Here is a 2,232-nt window from a genome sequence, read left to right on the forward strand (position 1 = left end):
CAATATACTAGAAGCTACACTACAAATCAAAGATAAAAACATTATTTGGGATAATAAAGTTCAAGAGAAGATATTTAAAAAGAGAAAATCTTTATTTTATGCAGCTACTTATACGCATAAACCAGAATTTTGTACCGTTTGTGGGTGTGTTAGCCGAAATAATAATATCGTTAAAAACGGCACGAAAACATCTCGTATCACTCTCTGTTCTGTTTCAGGCCTAGCGGCCTACTTAAATCTACGCAAGCAGAGATTTCTCTGTAGAGAATGCGGCTCTTCATTTACCTCAGACACTAGTCGAATCGTAGAAAAACACTGTCATATCTCTAAACGCTTAAAAAACGAAATTAAATCAAAAATAAGTGAAACAGTATCTGAAACCTATATCGCAAAAGAAACAAATGTTTCAGTTCATACGGTAAGACGTATCATAGATGATACAACACGTTTACTAAAGATTAAACCATTACACGATTTACCTGAGCATTTGTGTTTTGATGAATTTAAATCCGTCAAATCTTCCGATAGTAATATGAGCTTCATTATTTGTGATAGCACTACACACAAGCTGGTCGATGTTGTACGAGATAGAAAATCTTACAGCTTGAAAAAGTATTTTCATCGTTTTGAGCCTAAGACTAGATTAAAGGTAAAAACTATCTCCATCGACATGTACTTACCGTACATTCAATTAATAAAAGAAATGTTTCCTAACGCTAAAATTATCATTGATCCTTTTCATATCGTACAAGCCTTAAATAGAGAATTAAATCGAACTCGGGTACGTGTCATGAATAAGCATCGCTATAAAGACTCTAAATTATATCGAAAGTTAAAACATTATTGGAAGTTAATTTTAAAGAACTCTAATGAACTTCAGAACTATAAATATAATCGTTATAAGCTTTTTGAAAGCTTCATAACAAGTAAAGGAATCGTAGATTATATCTTAGAAAAAAATCCATCTCTTAAAAATGATTATGAGGTTGTACATTCACTTCGTGAATGTATACAGGATAGAGATTATATAGAATTCAAGGAAACGATTGAAGCAGCTACGCAATTAGACCTATCTCCTGGTTTAAAAAGAGTATTAAAGACTCTTATGACTTACTTGTCATATATTCAAAATACTTGTGAGTATCCAACTAGAACAAATGGCCCTATTGAAGGAATAAACAATAAAATAAAAGTGCTTAAAAGAAATGCCTACGGCTTTAGAAACTATTACCATTTTAGAAATAGGATTATTTTAATAACAAAAATGTTTGGCCCAAAACAAAAAGGAATTAAGCAACAATTAGTTGCTTAATCCCTTCCTAAATTTCTTCATCAACACTATTTGACAAAGAGCCCTTTTTTAGTGCTCAAAATAGCACTCAATTTTAAATGGATTTGGTGTTCAAAAAATATAATCAAATGCAACAAACTAATTTCATTTTTAATAGGCACAATTAATTTTAGAAGATAGTACGAAAAAATATTGACTATTTTCTTTAGAATGTGTAAAATTTAGATAGATTATTTAAAGTGAGGTTTTTTTATCTTGTCTATATTAAAGAAGAAAGTTAATATGTTTAGTGTACTATTGAATGTGGTATTAATAGCTATTATAGCTATTGGAGTGCTATTTTTCTTACCTAAGGAACATAAATCAGAAGTCAAATCGTCAATTAATATCGAAAGTATTGAAAAAGTGAATGAAGTTGTATTTTTGAATGCGGGAATTAATGAAATTATTTCTGAAACAAAAACAACTCAAGTTTTTGGGTTTGATGTGCCGTTCTCTAAAAAAGCAGCATTAGTAATTTTAAATTATAAAGCTAAATTTGGAATTAAAAGTAGTGTAAAGGTTGAACAAATAAGCGAAAAAGAATATAAGGTTATTGTTCCAAAATTGGAAGTAATTGGTGTTGAACTTTCAAAAGATAATCCTTATGATTTATATGATAGTCATGGAGAGTTATTAAGTGGAACTACAGAAGATATTGATACTGGGAAATTGGTCGCTAACCAACTTTCTAGTGATAAACAAGCAGAGTATTTAGATAAATTTAAGAGTGAAATTAAAGAATCTGCAATCAATTATTATAAAACAATATTTTCTTCAATGGATTCTGAAGTAAAAGTAACTATAGAATTTACAGAATAATTTTTGAAATACAAAACCCTGGCCATCTCTGGTCAGGGTTTTGTGTGGTTCTATAATTTTTAGGGTTGATGGAAATTTTC

2 protein-coding genes are annotated in these 2,232 nt (G+C 29.7%); both read left to right on the forward strand.

What is annotated here, in order from left to right:
• On the forward strand, positions 1 to 1,312 hold a 1,312-nt coding region (locus HMPREF2837_RS06515), incomplete at its 5' end, for an ISL3 family transposase (protein ID WP_261674341.1).
• Positions 1,313 to 1,573: 261 nt separating this feature from the next.
• Positions 1,574 to 2,152 (forward strand): DUF4230 domain-containing protein, encoded by a 579-nt coding sequence (locus tag HMPREF2837_RS06520; RefSeq protein ID WP_000493216.1) that lies wholly within the window; start codon positions 1,574 to 1,576, stop codon positions 2,150 to 2,152.
• Positions 2,153 to 2,232 lie beyond the last annotated feature (80 nt).

This window comes from Streptococcus sp. HMSC071D03 (genome assembly GCF_001812125.1).
Classification (GTDB): domain Bacteria; phylum Bacillota; class Bacilli; order Lactobacillales; family Streptococcaceae; genus Streptococcus; species Streptococcus pseudopneumoniae_N.